General features: G+C 60.7%; 11 protein-coding genes. 6 read left to right on the forward strand and 5 right to left on the reverse strand.

All coding sequences use genetic code 11. From position 1 onward, the window contains the following. From pglZ to MET49242_RS03190, 5 genes are all read left to right on the forward strand, one after another. Complete coding sequence (gene pglZ, locus MET49242_RS03170) at positions 1 to 2,502, forward strand: BREX-1 system phosphatase PglZ type A (RefSeq protein WP_036280617.1); 2,502 nt, start codon at positions 1 to 3, stop codon at positions 2,500 to 2,502. Between the two features lie 10 nt (positions 2,503 to 2,512). Next, a complete protein-coding gene (gene brxL, locus MET49242_RS03175; protein WP_036280618.1) occupies positions 2,513 to 4,591 on the forward strand; it encodes a BREX system Lon protease-like protein BrxL in 2,079 nt (692 codons plus the stop codon). 384 nt (positions 4,592 to 4,975) lie between these two features. Continuing rightward, a complete protein-coding gene (locus MET49242_RS03180) occupies positions 4,976 to 5,449 on the forward strand; it encodes a transposase (protein WP_036280620.1) in 474 nt (157 codons plus the stop codon). Next, positions 5,449 to 5,802, forward strand: coding sequence for an IS66 family insertion sequence element accessory protein TnpB (gene tnpB / locus MET49242_RS03185; RefSeq protein ID WP_036280622.1), 354 nt, complete (start codon positions 5,449 to 5,451; stop codon positions 5,800 to 5,802). Before MET49242_RS03180 ends, tnpB begins: the two co-directional genes overlap by 1 nt. A 52-nt stretch (positions 5,803 to 5,854) precedes the next feature. Continuing rightward, positions 5,855 to 7,435, forward strand: coding sequence for an IS66 family transposase (locus MET49242_RS03190; RefSeq protein ID WP_036280624.1), 1,581 nt, complete (start codon positions 5,855 to 5,857; stop codon positions 7,433 to 7,435). Positions 7,436 to 8,266: 831 nt separating this feature from the next. Here the strand turns inward: MET49242_RS03190 and MET49242_RS03195 are convergent. The 5 genes from MET49242_RS03195 to MET49242_RS03220 all read right to left on the reverse strand — a co-directional run bounded on the left by MET49242_RS03195 (position 8,267) and on the right by MET49242_RS03220 (position 13,773). Further along, on the reverse strand, positions 8,267 to 9,661 hold the full coding sequence (locus MET49242_RS03195; protein ID WP_036280626.1) for a DUF1254 domain-containing protein: 1,395 nt from the start codon (positions 9,659 to 9,661) through the stop codon (positions 8,267 to 8,269). Positions 9,662 to 9,737: 76 nt separating this feature from the next. Continuing rightward, on the reverse strand, positions 9,738 to 11,165 hold the full coding sequence (locus tag MET49242_RS03200; protein WP_084678858.1) for a DUF1254 domain-containing protein: 1,428 nt from the start codon (positions 11,163 to 11,165) through the stop codon (positions 9,738 to 9,740). A gap of 89 nt (positions 11,166 to 11,254) precedes the next feature. Beyond that, a protein-coding gene (locus tag MET49242_RS23885; RefSeq protein ID WP_144259444.1) for an IS5 family transposase occupies positions 11,255 to 12,090 on the reverse strand; the annotation gives its coding sequence in 2 pieces (ribosomal slippage) (positions 11,255 to 11,706 and positions 11,706 to 12,090; 837 coding nt in all). Positions 12,091 to 12,168: 78 nt separating this feature from the next. Next, the gene (locus tag MET49242_RS03215; protein ID WP_036280632.1) at positions 12,169 to 12,807 is read right to left on the reverse strand and encodes a hydrolase; all 639 of its coding nucleotides are present in this window, start codon (positions 12,805 to 12,807) and stop codon (positions 12,169 to 12,171) included. A 99-nt stretch (positions 12,808 to 12,906) separates the two neighbouring features. Beyond that, positions 12,907 to 13,773, reverse strand: coding sequence for a pirin family protein (locus tag MET49242_RS03220; protein WP_036280634.1), 867 nt, complete (start codon positions 13,771 to 13,773; stop codon positions 12,907 to 12,909). A 120-nt stretch (positions 13,774 to 13,893) separates the two neighbouring features. Between MET49242_RS03220 and MET49242_RS03225 the strand changes: the two genes are divergently transcribed. Beyond that, positions 13,894 to 14,805, forward strand: coding sequence for a LysR substrate-binding domain-containing protein (locus MET49242_RS03225; protein WP_036280636.1), 912 nt, complete (start codon positions 13,894 to 13,896; stop codon positions 14,803 to 14,805). Positions 14,806 to 14,860 lie beyond the last annotated feature (55 nt).

Below are 14,860 nucleotides of genomic sequence, written 5' to 3' on the forward strand. Positions count from 1 at the left end.
ATGCAGGACCGGATCGCCAAGGGGCTCGCAGCCCAATTCGACAAGCACCGGATCGTCTTCTGGTACGATCCATCGCACGAATTCCGACAGACGTTCGAGGCACTGACGCTCGATGGCGTCGAGAAGATCGAGGTGGCGAACACCGAGTTCGCGGTAAAGCATCGCGTCCTGCGTGAAGAGCCGAAGCGGCGGTTCCTGCTCTATCGGGACGGACCGCGCCCAGCCGACATCGATAATTGGCTGCTCGACATCGAGTTGGCGCATGGGGTGTTCAAGAGCGATCAGGTAGCGATCTGGCTTGCGGATCTGGGGTTGCCGATCAGTTTCGAGGACTCGGTTCGGGAGCACCAGGAATTCTTTCGCTCTGGGCGCCGGTTGGAGAAGCTCAAGGTTGCCGTCCGGGGAGACGACACGAAGGCGAAGCTACGCCTGAGGATGCTCAGCGTGTGCGCCGGGGCCGATGGTGACTTCGATACGGTCGTCGAGGCGCTGTTGGGAGAGCTAGCAGTCGGTAAGGATGACAGCCTGCGGTTGATCGATCGTGTCGGCTTAAGCGGTTTCCTCTGGGACCAGATGCAACGGCTCTTCGGTTACCGCACTGAAAACGCGAGCGTCGGCGACTTCGCGATCACGCTGTTCAAATCCTGCTACCAGAGCGCGGTCGGCGGCGACGCGATTTTAGCTCCCGAGGCCCTGGTGTTCTTCCGTCGCTGGAAGAACAACCGGAACGCGGAGGAAGCTTTTGCGACCCTCTCGGCCGAAAATGCCGAGGCATTGGGGCTGGCCCGGGATCTCGCTAAGCGCGACTTCCGCGCGCTGATCGATGTGGACTACTTCGAGGAGGTCGACCGCGCGATCATCCGCGCATTGGTCCATGAGGTCGGCAGCCAAACAGTGGCGCAAGGAGAGGTCCTGAACTGGCTCCGTCAGCGTCGGCAGAGCCGTTGGTATGGCGCTTACCGCGACCTCTACGAAGCGATCGGCTTCGCTGCTGAGTTCCAGCAAGCGATGGCGCACGTCACGCTCGGCATGACGAGCCTCGCGGAGGGCGTCGAGCGCTATGCGAAGAGCTGGTTCAGGATCGATCAGCTCTACCGGAAATTCATCTGGCGTATGCAGAAGTCCGGCCAGGCGACGCTCATGCGCGAGTTGTTCGAGCAGGTCGAGAACCACTACGTCAACACGTACCTCCTGCGGCTGAACGAGGCGTGGCAGGCGCATGTCGACGGGGCTGAAATCTGGTCGGCGCCTCCGATTCCCGCACAGCGAACTTTCTACAAGGAGCATGTCGGCGAATTTCGCCGGCGCGATCAGAAGGTGTGCGTCATCATTTCCGACGCGCTTCGTTATGAAGTGGCGGAGGAGCTGCGGGGACGCATCCTCAGCCTAGACCGCTACGAGGCTAACATCGATCCGATGTTCGGGTGCCTCCCCAGCTATACTCAGCTCGGGATGGCTGCACTTTTGCCCAACGGCGAGTTGCAGATTGTGGACAACGACAGCGGCACGGTGCTGGTGAACGGCCAGAGCTCGCAGGGAATCGAGAACCGCAAGAAAATCCTGGCGACGGGAAGGACGGGCGACCGAACCACGGCCGTGAAGGCGGAGGACCTCATGGCTCTGGACAAGGACGAGGCGCGAGCACTCGTTCGCGATCATGACGTCGTTTACGTCTATCACAATTTGATTGACGCAATCGGCGACAAGCGGGATTCAGAGGAGCGCGTTTTCGAGGCCGCCGAAGACACGATCGAGGAGATCGTGCGGATCGTCAAAAAGCTAAACGGCGCGAACGCCAACAACATGATCGTGACGTCCGATCATGGCTTCATCTACCAACACCGTCCCATCGAAGAGAGCGACTTCTCCTCCGCGCAGGTCGAAGGTGACGTGATCCTTTTCCGCGACCGGCGTTTCATCCTCGGCCACGGTCTGAAGGCCAATCATGGTCTGCGACGATTTACGCCGGAGCAGGCCGGTCTCGAAGGCTCGGTGGAATTGCTCATCCCGAAATCCATCAACCGGCTTCGCCGGCAGGGATCGGGGAGCCGGTTTGTGCATGGCGGCGCGACCCTTCAAGAGGTTGTCGTTCCCGTCGTCAAGATCAACAAGAAGCGGCAGAGCGACACGACCGCGGTTGAGGTGGAGATCATCGGATGCTCCAACCAGTTGATCACGTCGAGCCAGATCTCGGTTCGCTTCTATCAGGTGGAGGCCGTCACGGAGAAAACCCAGGCGCGCACGCTCAGGGCGGGGATTTATGCCCAGTCGGGCGAATTGATCTCGGACACCCACGAGCTTGTGTTTGACTTCCGATCCGAAAACGCGCGCGAGCGCGAAGTCCCAGTCCGGTTCCTCCTCCTCCGCAGGGCCGACGAATTCAACGGCCAGGAGGTGCTCCTGAAGCTGGAGGAGCGGCATGGCGATACGTCCCACTTCAGGGAGTACCGCACGGCTCGCTACACGCTGCGCCGCAGCTTCTCGAGTGATTTCGATTTTTGACGGGGGAGCGATGACCGCGCTGGATGACAAAATTAACGAACGCTTCCCGGGCCTCGTGGTTCGCAAGGACCTGGTCAAGGCGGTAAAGGGCAATGCCATTGTCCCTTCCTACGTGTTGGAGTTCCTGCTCGGCCAATACTGCGCCACCAATGATGAGAGCTCGATCCAATCAGGGATCGAGACCGTCAAGGAAATTCTTCGGAAGCACTACGTCCATCGTAACGAGGCGGGGTTGATCCGCTCGAACATCCGGGAAAAAGGCCGGTGGAAGGTGATCGACAAGATCAGCGTCGATCTCAACACCGACAAGGATGCCTATCAGGCGACCTTCGCCAACCTGGGCATCAAGAAGGTCATCATCGACTCCGACACCGTGAAGGCTCATCCCAAGCTGCTGGTTAGCGGTGTCTGGTGCATTGCTGACGTCGAGTACGAGCACAGCGAAGACAAGAACGTCGAACCCTGGATTCTGGGGAGCATCAAGCCGATCCAGCTATCGAAGTTTGACTATGAGGCTTTTCTCAGCGCGCGCGCGGGATTCACGACCGACGAATGGATCGACCTACTGTTCCAGACGGTCGGCTTTGATCCCGAGATGTTCGGTCGGCGCAGCAAGCTCCTGCAACTGATGCGCCTCGTGCCCTTCGTCGAGCGAAATTACAATCTGATCGAGCTGGGGCCGAAGGGCACCGGCAAGTCGCATATCTTCTCGGAGTTCTCGCCGCACGGCATCCTAATTTCCGGGGGCGAAGTGACGGTGCCGAAGCTGTTCGTCAACAACAGTTCGGGAAGGATCGGATTGGTTGGCTACTGGGATGTCGTAGCCTTCGACGAGTTCGCCGGTCGGCAAAAGCGCGTCGACAAGGCGCTTGTCGACATCATGAAAAACTACATGGCTAACAAGAGCTTCTCGCGAGGAGTGGAGACGCTTGGTGCCGAGGCGTCGATGGTCTTTGTCGGGAATACCAAGCACAATGTCCCGTACATGCTGAAGCACACCGACTTATTCGAGGAGCTTCCTGAAAAATATTACGACTCCGCTTTCATCGACCGGCTCCACACCTATGTGCCAGGCTGGGAGATCGACGTCATCCGCGGAGAAATGTTCGCATCAGGGTATGGCTTTGTCGTCGACTACCTTGCCGAAATTCTTCGGCACATGCGTAGCGACGACTACTCCAATCGCTACCAGCCCCTGTTCACGCTCTCATCGGATATTTCGACGCGCGACCGCGATGGCGTAAACAAGACGTTCTCCGGGATGATGAAGCTGCTTTTCCCAGCGGACAATGCAACAGAGGCCGAGGTGGAGGAGATCCTGCATCTCGCCGTTGAAGGACGGAAGCGGGTCAAGGATCAGCTTCTTCGCATCGACAGCACTTATCCCGAGACAGAATTCTCGTTCACTGCTCGCGATGGTCGAAAGGCGGTCGTGAAGACACTCGAGGAGACGGAGTATCCACAATACTATCACAAGCGGGCGCCCACGCATGAGGAGCCCGTGCCTGATGGAGTGAAGGAGTGCGGTGACAAGCCCTTGTTGATGGCAGTGAAGAGCCCGGCCGAGACTACGGACACTCCAGCCGGCCCGAGAGAGGGGCACAAGGTTTTCAGCGAAAACCAGAAGGGCGTAACCTTCGCTGATTTGTTTTGGCCCTGGCTCGAGGGTGCGACAAAGATCGTGATAACTGATCCTTATATTCGGATGTTCCATCAGGTGCGGAATCTGATGGAGTTCATTGAAATGATCGCTGTGCGGAAGGCGCCGGAGGATGAGGTCACCGTACGCCTCATCACCTCGCCAGATGAAATCTACCCGGAAAAGCAGCAAGCGAATTTGGCTTCCGTTGAAAGCGCCTGCACAGCAGCCGGGATCAAGTTTTCATGGGAGTTTGACGGAACAAACACGATCCATGCGCGCCACATTTTGAGCGACATAGGCTGGAAAATCAGTCTCGATCGCGGCTTGGACATCTATCAGAAGTTCGAAATGAACGATGCTTTCAGCCTCGCAAATAGGCTGCAGCGCTTTCGGCAAGTGAAAGCCTTCGAGGTCACGTATCTGCGAAGCGGCATTCGATCAGAATGAGCCTGTCAGGAGAAGTGATCAGTCATGCGCGGCGCGGCTCAGTTGGCTTTGTCCGCCGTCGCCTGGCATCGTCAGGGGGCAGGTTGGCGACGGGTGCCGAGGCATGAACTACGAGCCTCACGTCGGCGTCACAGATCCGGCATCGGAATACAGGTGACGGTAATTTCATGGTACGGTTTGAGCACCCGCAGAGGCGCCTGACGATGCTCTCTGGGGGCAATCGAGGGGAAAGTTCGATGCTACCTCGCTCGATCTCTTCGCGAGATCGAGCGTTGCTGCGCACGTTATCGTAGAAGAAGAAAAACGTAAACGTGATCTGATGCCCGCCTACCGGGGCGCATATGGAGTGGGTTAGGTGTCCACCATCGAACAGGTGGACACCAGATGTCGGCGGCGAAGGATGGCGGCACACGGCGCACGTGGAGCCTCGAGGAACGGCAGCGGATTGTCGCAGAGGCTTTGGCGCCTGGGGCGTCTGTCGCCGCTGTTGCGCGGCGGCATGGGCTGAACGCCAATCTGATTTTCAAATGGCTGCGGCGTTCGCGCGAAGGCTGGCTGGATCGCCGGCGCGCGCCGGGAAAAGAGTCGACGATCGCGAGACTGTCGCCGGAGCTGGCCGCACAGACCTTCGTTCCGGTCGAGTTGCTGGAGTTGAAACCGGTTCCGGCGAGCCCGGCTCTGGCGCCGCCCCCGACGCCGGTCGCGAAGATTGCCGCTCCGCCGGCGCGGACGGCGCGCAAGAGCGCGCGGCGCGGCGCGATGGAAGTCCGCCTGCCGAACGGGGCGCGCCTGTCGCTCGACGCGGACGTGGACACGGAAGCTCTGCGCCGCGTGCTGTCAGCGCTGGGCGACCTTTGATGCTTCAGTTTGCGCCCGGGGTGAAGGTTTATCTGGCGCTGAAGCCCGTCGACATGCGGCGCGGCTTCGATGGGCTCGCCGCCGACGTCGCGCAGGTTCTGCGCAACGATCCTTTTTCCGGCGTGGCCTTCGTGTTCCGCAGCAAGCGCGGCGACTACGTGAAGATTTTGACCTGGGACGGGTCTGGCCTGTGCCTTTTCGCCAAACGGCTGGAGAAGGGAAAGTTTGTCTGGCCGCCGATCGTCGAGGGCGCGCTGCAACTTACGGCGGCGCAACTTGCCTTGCTGATCGAAGGGATCGACTGGCGCCGAACGGTCGCGCCGGAAGCGCCGGAACGTCCGGTTTTTCTGTAGATTCCTCCGATTCTGAAGCTGCGCATTTGCGTGTTTCGTGATAGACGAAACCATGTCGCGCGCCGCTGCTGATTTGCCCGAAGACCCCGCCGAACTGCGGCGTTTCGCGGAGGCGCTCGCCGCGGAAGTTCACGCCAAAACGCTGCTGATCGAGAAGCTGAAAATGCAGCTTGCCGTTTTGCGGCGCGCGCGCTTTGGGCGTTCGTCGGAAAAGCTCGACCGCGATATCGAACAGCTCGAACTCTTGATCGGCGACATGGAGGAGAGTGACGCCGAGCGGCAGGCGCACAGCGAAGCGGCCCAGAGCGGCGCTGGCGCTTCCTCATCGACGCCGAAGAAGAAGCCGTCCGTTCGCGTTCCGCTCCCCGATCATCTCCCGCTCGAGACGATCGTCCACGACGCGCCCTGCGTCTGTCCGACCTGCGGCGGAACCAGGTTCGGCCGGATCGGGGCCGACGAGCGCGAGATGCTGGAATATGTCGCGTCGCACTTCAAGCGCGTGGCGCATGTGCGGCCGAAGATGAGCTGCCGCGCCTGCGAGATGATCGTTCAGGCGCCCATGCCGACGCTGCCGATCGAGAAGGGACGGCCGGGTCCGGCGCTGCTCGCGCATGTGATCGTCTCCAAATATTGCGATCATCTGCCGCTGCATCGCCAGTCCGGCATTTACGCGCGCGAGGGCGTGACGATCGACCGCTCGGTCATGGCCGGCTGGATCGGCCATATGGCGGCGCTTCTGGAGCCGCTCGCCGAGCGCATCGCGCGTCATGTGCGCGCCGGCCCCACCGTTCACGCGGACGACACCACGGTTCCCGTGCTCGATCCGGGGCGCGGCAGGACGAAGACCGGCCGATTGTGGACCGCGGTGCGCGACGAGCGGCACTATGGGTCGACGGCGCCGCCGGCCGCCTTCTATCTCTACTCGGCGGACCGCACGGCCGAGCACGCTCATGCCCTGCTGAAAGGCTGTAGCGGTCATCTCCATGCCGACGGCTATACGGGCTTCGGCGGCCTTTACGAGGCCGATCCGAAAACCGGCGCGCCGGCGCCGCTGAAGGAGGTCGCCTGCTGGGCGCATGCGAGGCGCAAGCTCTACGACGTGCATATCGAGACAAAGTCTCCGGCGGCGGCGCAGGCGCTCGAAATGATCGCGCGGCTCTTCGCCATCGAAGCCGGCGTCAAAGGCCGAGTCCCGGCCGAGCGCGTCGCCGCGCGTCGGGAGCGATCCGCTCCGGTCCTTGCCGAACTCCGCGCGTTCCTCGACGCGACGCTGGCCAGGATCAGCGGCAAGAGCGACTTCGCCAAGGCCATCCGCTATGCGACCTCTCGCTGGACGGCGTTGACCCGCTATGTCGACGACGGGCGTCTCGAAATGACGAACAATGCCGCCGAACGCGCCATCAGGCCCCTGACACTGGGCAGAAAAAACTACCTGTTCGCCGGCTCCGACGAAGGCGGGCGACGGGCGGCGATCATGTATACGCTGATCGAAACCGCGCGCTTCAACGGCGTCGATCCGGAAGCCTGGCTCGCCGACATCATCGCCCGCATCGCCGATCACCCGATCAACCAGCTCGATGAATTGCTACCGTGGAAATGGAGGCGTGACGCGCCGCAAGCCGTCGCCGCATAGTGGCGCGCGGTCGTCGGATCACGCTTACAGAAAAACCGAACAATCGGTGCACACGAACTGCACACGCGTCAGCTCAAATAGCTGAAATTTATGCTGTTTTTCTCCAATCCATCATCGGTGCAAGGCAAAAACGCCAATTATTACAATGGCTTACGATGGACATTTTTTGCGATTTTCTCCGATTTTAGGGTCAAAATACAACAATGTTTTAGCAATTTCTCCAATGTTGTATCTTTTCCATAACTAACTGGTTAATATGGATTTTCTTTTGTCGAGATAGATAGTGGCAGTCGGTCCAACCAAGAGCCTCGTTTGACGGGACCGACTAGCACCGGCGGCGGTTTTTGTGCTTGTCTAGAAATCCGGCAGCGTCAGAATTGCCCTTCAGGCTGGACATAGCTCCATGATGTGAATCGGCGTCCAACATCGACCTTTCATGGATTTCTCATACCGCAACGACATAATTATGTTTTCGCCGGTTTTTTGGGGTCACGGTTGAACGCCGATCATTTTCCGCGCCAGCGCAGGAAATCTCATTTGGATCAATGGTGTCCGATTATTTGGGGGCGGGGGTCAAGATTGGACGCCGATTTACACGCTGTCGAGGAACAGCGCCATGATCTCGCTACACCAACCAGAAGGACCGCTTGTCGAAGCGAGCGCCCGACGCCAGCGGAACCAGATGCGAGATAGTCGTACTGGAATGGCGGCTTCCATCGGGCTGCGGCTCAGCGCAATTCCAGCATCAGTTCGGCGCGATAGACGCTTTCCGTCCCGGCCGTTCATGTCGGGACAATCTTTCACAGGCGGCGGGGACGCTCGCGGCCACGCTCAGTCCCCTCGCTTCACCGGCGGCGGCGCCCAGGAGCCGTTGAGAACCTCCGCCTTCGGCCAATAGAGCCGCAAGTTCAGGGTGAAGGACCCGCTCGCAGGCGCCGGGAGCCAATTCGACTCCTTCTCCTTCCCCGGCGACTCGCGCTGAATGTAAAGGTCGAGCGACCCATCGGCATTGAAGGCGAGTTTGTCGCGGTCGCCGATGGCGTAGCGATCGATCGGATTGGCGGTGAAGAGCTGTCGCTCGTCATACATCGTCAGGGACCAGAAGGCCCGCGCCGGCGGAATCTGATCCTTATTGAAGTGCAGGACGTAGCGCTTGCCGCTGTCGAATGGCTGGCCGTCCGCATCCGCGAAGGCCGTCGGATACACCGCATCGTCGGGGACATTGGCGCCGAGCCCGCCATAGGCCACGCCGGCCCGATGCAGATAATCCGTTCCATATGTGCCGATCGCGGTAAGATTGGTGCGCCAGCCATTCGCGAGCACGCCTGCCTTGCGCCAGGCCTCCTTGATGTCTTTCAGGGCAGAAGGCGGAGCGGCGCTCAGAGCGTCCTGAACGTCCTGCGGCTGCGACGCTACCGAGTAGGCTTTGCCGGGTGTAATGCCGATACGTTTCATGCGATCAAGGATCGGATAGTCGTTGGCGTGCGGCGGATTTTGCTTCATCAGCTCGGCGAACATCGCGAAAAACGTCGCTGCGTCCATCTTGTCGACCTGATCCGGCGGCGGGCTCATGTCCTGATCTGGGCGCACTTTGCCCTTCGGCGGCGTGAAAGGCTTGCCATAGGCGCTCAGCGGAACGATCTTTATGCCGTCCTGAAATTTGCGCACCGCCTCATAGTCCGCCTTGCCGTTGGTCTGCGTGCGGCCGATCAGGAGACCGGACGCCGTCGGACTGTCATAGCGCTCGACGCCACGCGGCAACTTCCCGCGCCAGCCCGGCCCGACGATGGCGAAAGTCTGCGCAGCCGTGCCGGTGGTCCGCTTGCCCGGCACGGTGAACACGTCTGTCCAATAGTCCAGGAATGGCAGCAGGAAGTAGCGTCCGCCGGAATCTGGAACGCTGAACACCAGAGGCTCCTTTGATACGTCGAAGGTCAGCGCCGAGTAGAGCGTATCGGCGTTCGGCCGCACGACGATGGTGAAGGAGGCGTCCGGGAACTCGCGTGCGTGCGCGAGCTGATTGATGGGCGCTGTCAGCCCGGCGGGCTCGACGACGTTCGTGCTCGCGCGCCGCGTGACCTCCATCAGCACCATCGGGTAGGCGTAGATATAGGCTTCGCGGGCGATTTCCCGCGCTTCTTCGGCCGAAACGCCCGGCTGCGCGAGGGCGGCTGGCGCCGACAACATCAGGCTTGCGCACGCGGCTGCAAATAGTGAGTTTCGCACGGTCTTCTCCTATGGAATTGGCATGAAGCGAAGCGAGCACGGACCAAGTGCCGAGACTTGTCCGCGCGAAGCGCTGCTACTTGACGATCTTGAAGGGCGGCGGCGCCCAGGAACCGTCGAGCGCTTCCGCACGCGGCGAGTACAGGCGCATTGTCGGCTGGAAAGCCGCCTTCGGCGCAGGCAGCCAGTTGGCTTCCTTGCCCTTGCCGGGCGAATCGGCTTGCACATAGATGTCTATCGAGCCGTCAGTGTTGTATTCTAGCTTGTCGTAGCTGCCGATGGCGTAGCGATCGATCGGATTGGGAACCTGGAAACCGTCCTTGTCATACATGGTGATTGACCAGAAGGCGTCCGCAGGCGGCGTCTTGCCCTTGTCGAAGTGCAGGACATATTTGTGCGCGCCCGTCAGCGGCTTGCTTTTCCCATCGACGAAAGAGGTCGGATAGATGGCGTCCTCGGGCAGATTGGCGCCGAGCCCGCCAATCGCGATGATTGCGCGTCGCAGATAGGACGTGCCATATGTCCCCATATTCTCGCGGCCAATATTCCAGCCGTTCACATGATCGCCGGCCTTCAGCATCGCCGCAGGCAGATAGGCGAGCGCGTCCTTCGCCGCCTTGTTGATGATCGCAACCGTTTCCGGGGCGAGCGTCGACGCGTCGAACGGCTTGCCGGGCTCGATCCCGAGCGCATGCAGGCGGAAGAGGATCGGATAATCATTGCCATGTGGCGGGTGCTTCGCCAGGAGCTGCGCGAGGCGGGTCAGCATGGCGACGCCGTCGAGATTATTGACCTGAACGAGCGGCGGTGTCTTGTCGTCGATCGACGGATCGGTCGGGAGCGACTTCGGCGGCGCATAGGCCTTGCCCCACTGCGAGAGCGGCGTCAGCCGGTAGCCGTCCTGAACCTCGTGGACGTTGTCGTAATCGGCTGGCCCATCCGTCTTGGTGCGGCCAATGATCCATATCGCCGGCGTCGGCGCGATGATCTTTTCGACGCCGGCCGGCAGGGTTCCGCTCCAACCGGGCGCAACGATCACGTAGTTCGCCGCCTTCGTGCCGGTCGTTCGGCTCCCGATTACGGAGAAGACATCGGTCCACATGTCGAGCATCGGCAGCAGGTAGTAACGGCCTTGCGTATCGGGGACGGAAAGAATGAGCGGTTCGGATGACAGATCGAGCCAGGCCATGGAGTAGAGCGTATCGAAATTATACCGCACCACGTCTTTCTCATCGGCCTTGGGATAGGCGCGCGCATGGGCGAACTGATTGACGGGCGCGCGGAGATTGACCGTGGTTGCGTCGGGCACGTTGGTCGCCTGGCGCATCGTGACGTCCATGCTCACGATCGGATAGGCGAAGAGATAGGCGTCGCGCGCCAGCGCGTAGGTCTCTTCGGGCGAGAGCGTGGGCAATGTGGTCTCGGCCGCAACGGCTCCTTTGACGCTGAAGAATAGCAGAACGGCCAACAGCGCCCTGCTGAAGGCTCTTGATATGCAAGTCATGACGATTGTGCCTCCTTGTATTATGTCGTGAGCTGGAAGAGATTGCCCGCCGTAATCGGGCCAGCCTAAGAGTCCGTCCCAGAAGTTAGTCAACAATTGCAGAGCTTTCGTAGCATGAGCCGAATCGACGCGAAACGCAGGAACACGAGCGCTGTGATATTGAGGTTTTCCCAATCCTTGGCCAGTCTTCTACAGCGGTTTAGCCAGGCGATTGATCTTTCGACGATCCAGCGCATGGGCAATTTCACGAAGCCCTTCGCCTGATCGGATCGTTTTATAATCTCGATTTTGAGACACGGTAGGATTTTGCCCGTTGCGTCGGCGAAGATCGGTCCCTGATAGGCGCTGTCAGCCAACAGCTTTTCAAGAAAGGGAAACCGCCCATGCAACGTCGAAAGCAGCAAGACGCCGCCGTCTCGGTCCTGAATGTCGGCGCCGTGAACGACGGCGCCCATCAACAAACCTTGCGTATCGACGAGTACGTGGCGTTTCTTGCCTTTGATCTTTTTGCCGGCGTCATAGCCATGCGGATCAATGCGCGCCCCCCTTTTTCCGCGCTCTTCACGCTCTGACTATCGATGATCGCCGCGGTGGGGCTCGCCTCTCGTTCCGCTCGTTCGCGACACATGACGTAGAGCGCGTCGTGCATGCGATCCAGAACGCCGCACCAGGCCCAATCGCAAAAATAACGATACACTGTGCTCTTCGGGGGAAAATCCTTGGGAATGTACCGCCATTGGCATCCCGTGCTCAGCACATACATGATGGCGTTGAACACCGCCCGCATGTCCACTTCACGCTTGCGCCCGCCACGCTTGGCCGGAGGAATAAGCGGCGCCACATGCCCCCACTCCTCGTCCGTCACATCACTCGGATAACGTAACCTGTCGCGATTGTATTTCGCCCGGTTTGCCTTCGTCCACATCGACGGCCTCCTACGAATCAGACCGCCTCCCATCCATCACAACAGATTCATTCGATTCAACATCTTTCAGGACGGACACTAATCCTTGTCATTGGCGAACTGCAACCCAGCCGTTCCGCCCGTTTCGATGAACAGATTGATGAAGGCCGGAACAGTCTCTTTGCGCGCCCAGTCCCGCTGCAACTCGCAAAAGAGTTGCGCCACGCTGATGAGAACGCCGCCAGCCTGTTCGATGCGGCGCAGCGCCACTTCGTGAGCCGCAACCGACGTTCCGCCGACGGCGTCGACCACGACATAGACCTCATAGCCGGCCTTGAGCGCGTCGAGCGCGGGAAACGTCAGGCAGGCTTCCGTCCACAGCGCCGTCATGATCAGCTTCTTGCGCCCCGCCTTTTCGACCGCTCGACGAAACTCCACATCCTCCCAGGAATTGATCGAGGTGCGATCGATCGTGGGGACATTGGCCAGCGCCGCGCGAACCTGCGGAATTGGCGGGCTGTTCAACCCCGTCTTGATGTTCACCGTCGAATGCACGATCGGCAGCCCATAAGTGATGGCCGCCTTGCACGCGCCGACGATGTTGCTGACGAGGAGTTGTCGGTCCATCGAGGCGATGGAGTTCACCTGCACCGGCTGGTAGTCGATGATGACAAAGGCCGCGTTTTGTGGCGTCAACAGATGATCCTGAACGGGGTTGCGTATGGCTTCGCTGGTCATCGAAACTCTCCTGCTTTGCTCGTTGTCTTTTTCGAGCCTCGGCGCGTGAGGATGTCGCGCCGAGGGGATAACGCTAGGCGGGAAGGCCCGCCGCCAACGCTACGCCGGCATTTGGCCAAATCGCCCGTCGCTGAAATCGGCGATCGCTTGCCTGATTTCTTCCTGCGTATTCATCACAAAGGGACCGTAGGCCGCGACTGGCTCGCTTATTGGCGCGCCGGAGAGGACCAACAGTTTGGCGTCGCCGCCGGCCGCCAGTGTGATCGCCCCGCCCGTGCGATCGAACAGGACAACCTGCGCATCCCGCGCGATCTGCCCGCCGTTGCACTCGACCGTTCCCGCGAGCACGACAACCGCAAGCGTGTGGTCTTCGGGCAAGATGAACGCCGCGCCGCCGCCCGCTTTCAGTCGAACGTCCCAGACATCTAGCGGCGTGAAGGTCCGGGCCGGCCCCTTGTGGCCGTCATATTCGCCCGCGATGACGCGCACCACGCCTGCGCGCTCCGGCAGCGCGACGGAAGGGATATCCTTGTCGAGAATGGCCTGATAGGCCGGCGCCGCCATTTTGTCGCTGGCGGGCAGATTGACCCATAGCTGAACCATTTCCAGCACGCCGCCCTTCTCGGTGAAGGCGCGCGAGTGGAACTCGTCGTGCATAACGCCGGCGGCGGCGGTCATCCATTGCACGTCGCTGGGACCGATGACGCCCCCGGCGCCTGTCGAGTCGCGATGTTCGACCTCGCCCGAGTAAACGATAGTCACTGTCTCGAAGCCCCGATGCGGATGCTCTCCCACGCCGCGCGGGCGGTTCGCCGGAGCGAAGACGTGAGGACCGGCGTAGTCGAGCATCAGAAACGGGCTGATGTGATTCCCGAGGGTCTGCGGCGAGAACAGCGAGCGGACGGGAAAGCCGTCGCCGACCCAGTGCGGGCGGGACGCCGAATAGACACCGAGGATGCTTCTCATGGGTTTCATTCCTGAAAGACGGCGCATAGGGCCGCGTTGGCGTGAATGTGCCAACGGAACGACGGGATCAGTAGAAGGCAAAAATTGACCTCACCGTCCTATTTTGTGGACAATGCCCCTATGCGCGACCTCAATGACCTCTATTTTTTCGTGCAAGTCGTCGATCACGGCGGCTTCGCGCCGGCCGCCCGCGCTCTGGGCGCACCGAAATCGCGACTTAGCCGCCGCATCCTCGTGTTGGAGGAGCGCCTTGGCGTGCGTCTGATCCACCGATCGACGCGAAGCTTCGCCGTCACTGAAATCGGCCAGGAATATTACCGCCACTGCGTCGCGATGCTGGTCGAGGCCAACGCCGCCCAGGACGCAATCGACCGCTCGCGCGCCGAGCCGCAGGGCATGGTGCGCTTAAGCTGCCCGCCGGGCCTGGTGTGCTTCAAGGTCGCCGACATCGTTGCGCGCTTTATGGCGCGCCATCCTCAGGTGCTGGTGCATCTCGAAAGCACGAGCCGCCGTGTCGACGTTATCGCCGAAGGATTCGACATCGCCATCCGCGTGCGTTTTCCGCCACTAGACGAAAGCGATCTCGTCATGCGCGTTTTGGCCGGGAGCCCGCAGCATCTGGTCGCCAGCCCTGCAATCTTCGACGGAAACCCACTGCCGCGAACACCCGCCGATCTTGCTGACTTACCGAGCATCGATTTCGGTCCGCCTCAACGACCACATCAATGGTGGCTGGAAGGGCCCGACGGCGACTCGGCGCTTGTGACGCAGCATCCACGGCTGATCACCGACGACTTCGTGCAGATGCGGTCCGCGGCGCTCCAAGGGATCGGCATCGCGCAATTGCCGGACTTCGTCGTCGATGACGACCTTGCGGCCGGAGCCCTCGTCGAAGTCCTCCCGCAGTGGCGACCCCGAGCCGGGATCATTCACGCGGTCTTTCCGTCGCGCAGAGGTTTGTTGCCGGCGGTCAGAGGTTTCCTCGATTTTTTGGCGAAGGAGTTTGCTGGCCAAGACAAGGCCTCCAGCTAGCCGCTCTTATTCGTGACGTGAGTGTTTCGAGGCTGGCAAGCGTAGCATAGCGCCT

It is taken from the genome of Methylocystis sp. ATCC 49242 (genome assembly GCF_000188155.2).
Taxonomy (GTDB): Bacteria; Pseudomonadota; Alphaproteobacteria; order Rhizobiales; family Beijerinckiaceae; genus Methylocystis.

Bases quoted from the DNA above. Each gene is read 5' to 3' on its own strand.
- pglZ (WP_036280617.1), top strand. From the start codon at position 1: ATGCAGGACCGGATCGCCAAGGGGCTCGCAGCCCAATTCGACAAGCAC.
- brxL (WP_036280618.1), top strand. From the start codon at position 2,513: ATGACCGCGCTGGATGACAAAATTAACGAACGCTTCCCGGGCCTCGTG.
- MET49242_RS03180 (WP_036280620.1), top strand. From the start codon at position 4,976: ATGTCGGCGGCGAAGGATGGCGGCACACGGCGCACGTGGAGCCTCGAG.
- tnpB (WP_036280622.1), top strand. From the start codon at position 5,449: ATGCTTCAGTTTGCGCCCGGGGTGAAGGTTTATCTGGCGCTGAAGCCC.
- MET49242_RS03190 (WP_036280624.1), top strand. From the start codon at position 5,855: ATGTCGCGCGCCGCTGCTGATTTGCCCGAAGACCCCGCCGAACTGCGG.
- MET49242_RS03200 (WP_084678858.1), bottom strand. From the start codon at position 11,165: ATGACTTGCATATCAAGAGCCTTCAGCAGGGCGCTGTTGGCCGTTCTG.
- MET49242_RS03215 (WP_036280632.1), bottom strand. From the start codon at position 12,807: ATGACCAGCGAAGCCATACGCAACCCCGTTCAGGATCATCTGTTGACG.
- MET49242_RS03220 (WP_036280634.1), bottom strand. From the start codon at position 13,773: ATGAGAAGCATCCTCGGTGTCTATTCGGCGTCCCGCCCGCACTGGGTC.
- MET49242_RS03225 (WP_036280636.1), top strand. From the start codon at position 13,894: ATGCGCGACCTCAATGACCTCTATTTTTTCGTGCAAGTCGTCGATCAC.